Annotated in this window: 4 protein-coding genes; 1 reads left to right on the forward strand and 3 read right to left on the reverse strand. The window is 72.2% G+C overall.

The features are described from left to right. The 3 genes from AC30N0_RS16405 to AC30N0_RS16415 all read right to left on the reverse strand — a co-directional run. On the reverse strand, positions 1 to 290 hold a 290-nt coding region (locus tag AC30N0_RS16405), incomplete at its 3' end, for an FAD-dependent oxidoreductase (RefSeq protein WP_489518969.1). Positions 291 to 297: 7 nt separating this feature from the next. Next, entirely contained in the window at positions 298 to 888 is a 591-nt protein-coding gene (locus AC30N0_RS16410) for a carboxymuconolactone decarboxylase family protein (protein WP_489518970.1), read from the reverse strand. 99 nt (positions 889 to 987) lie between these two features. Next, a complete protein-coding gene (locus AC30N0_RS16415; protein ID WP_489518971.1) occupies positions 988 to 1,623 on the reverse strand; it encodes a response regulator in 636 nt (211 codons plus the stop codon). Positions 1,624 to 1,797: 174 nt separating this feature from the next. Here AC30N0_RS16415 and AC30N0_RS16420 point away from each other — a divergent pair. Further along, the coding region (locus AC30N0_RS16420; RefSeq protein ID WP_489518972.1) for an AzlC family ABC transporter permease at positions 1,798 to 2,288 on the forward strand (491 nt) is incomplete at its 3' end.

Genomic DNA, 2,288 nt, shown 5'->3' on the forward strand with positions numbered 1-2,288 from the left:
AGCAGCGCTTCCTCGCCCGGCGCCGCCACCAGCATCGCGCCGCGCGGCGACAGGATCGGGTGCTCGGCGAAGCCGGGCGGCGGCCGGTCGAGGAAGGCGCGGCTGGCCATCGTCAGGGCGCGCACCTGGGCCGTGCCGTAGCTCTCGAAGAAGAGAGCCGCCGAGCGGCCGGTGGAGTGGTAGCCGGGCTGGTCTTCGCGTTCCAGCAGCACGACGCGGGCGTGCGGCGCCAGCCAGTAGCCCACCGAGGCGGCGGCGATGCCGCTGCCGACGACGACGACCTCGAGCATGCCCGGCTCAGCCGACGTGCTTGCCGGGCTGCCAGCCGGCGGCGCCGATGGCCCGCTCGGCGACCGCGACCGCCTTCGGCTCGAGCGTCGTGGCCATCGTGTCGTTCCAGCGGTTGAGGTAGCCGAAGAGCGCGATCGTGGCCACGATCTCGACGATCTGGCCCTCGTCGAAGTGGCGCTTGAGCTCGTCGAAGTCCGCGCCCGACGCTTCGTTCGGAACGAGCGCGGCGTGGTAGCCGAGGCGGATCGCGGCGCGCTCGGCCGGCGAGAACAACGGGCTGGTCTCGAAGTCCCACACCGCCCGGATCTTCTCGTCGGACGCGCGGTAGATGCTCGACAGGTTGGCCATGTGCGCCTGGCAGTAGCTGCAGCCGCTCGCCTGGCTGGTGACCAGGCTGACGAGCATCTTCAGCTCCTCGGGCACCGTGCCTTCGTAGAGCACGGCCTTGTTGAGGTTCATGAAGGCCTCGGCGATCGCCGGCCGGCGCGACATGGTGAGGATGCTGTTCGGGACGAACCCGCGCGTGTCCTGGTAGTGCTGGAAGCGGTCGCGGAACTGGGGGTTCGCTTCCCATGGAAGCGGGTCGAGGTGCGGCATGGCGGTCTCCGGCGTAGACCGCATTCTGGCAAGCCGGCGAGATCGCCGGCCCGGCCCGTGCCTGTCGCCCCGGGACGGGTGTCCGGCCTCCGCGGATCGTCAGGACGGGTGCGCCGGCGCCGGCAGCGACAGCGGCCGGCCGATGGCGTCGCTGATGAGCGCCTCGATCTCGGCCGCCGTCTTGCCGATCTTGCGCAGCTGCTCGATCTCGCCGTCGAGCAGGTCGACGACGGCGTGCTCCGGAAAGGCCTCGGGGCCGAGGCCGATCGCGGAGCGAAGCGCCTGCTGCGCACGCAGCACCTCCTCGCGCGAGTACGTCGCCTCCGCCGGCTCGCTGCCGCGCGGCACCCGCGGCCCGGAGAGCAGCTCGGCGATCTGCTCGACGAGCCGGTCGGTGTCGTCGGCCTTGGTCACGAACAGGTCGTAGTCGGTGAAGCGCTCCTCGACCCAGCGCTTGTCGACGGCGGTGTGCAGGACGATGCGGACGTCGGCCGTGTCCGCGCCGGCGCGCAGGGCCTGGCCGACCTCGATGCCGCTCATCTCGGGCATCGAGACGTCCATGACGATCAGGTCGAAGGGCTTGGCGCGCGCCGCCTCGAGCGCATCGCGGCCGCAGTCGGCGACCACCACGCTGTGCCCCTCGCCTTCGAGCATCAGCTTGAGAACCTCGAGCACGTCCGCGTCGTCCTCGACGATGAGGATGCGCCCGCGCGGCTTGGCATCGGGGGTCGACATGGCAGCTCTCCGGAGTCTGACCGGATCGTAGGTCCGGGCGGGCGGCCGCTGCGCTCTCCGCCGCCGCCCTGCGATGCAGGCCGGTGGCCGGTGCCGCTGCAAGACGGCGCCTACCCGACGTGCGACGGCCCTTGCGCGAACGCCGGCGCGTCGCTGCTGCTAGCCTTGGCGCGGATGTCGCTTCGCTCCCTCCTGAACGAGCCGCACTTTCGCCGCGGCGCCCGCGACATGATGGGCTTCGCGCCGGCCCTTGCCGCCTGGGGCCTCGTCACCGGCGTGGCGATGACGCAGAGCGGCCTCGGCGTCTGGCTCTCCGTCCTCATGACGCTGTCGGTCTACTCGGGCACGGCCCAGCTGGCGGCGCTGCCCCTGCTCGCCTCGGGTGCGCCGCTCTGGGTAGTGTGGGCCTCGGCGGCGTGCGTGAACCTGCGCTTCGTTCTCTTCAGCGCGCAATGGCGCGTGCACCTGAACCACCTGCCGCGGGGCCGCCGGCTCGCCCTCGGCTACGTGCTCGCCGATCTGAACATCGTCATGTTCCAGCGCGCCTGGCCCAGCGGCCGGCACGAGCCGGGACAGGCGCGCTACGCCGCCGGCGGCGCGGCGGCCGTCTGGCTGGTGTGGCAGTCGGCGTCGCTGCTCGGCATCCTGGCCTCGTCGCAGGTGCC

This window comes from Rhizobacter sp., assembly GCF_031412495.1.
In the GTDB taxonomy this organism is placed as follows: Bacteria; Pseudomonadota; Gammaproteobacteria; order Burkholderiales; family Burkholderiaceae_C; genus Schlegelella_A.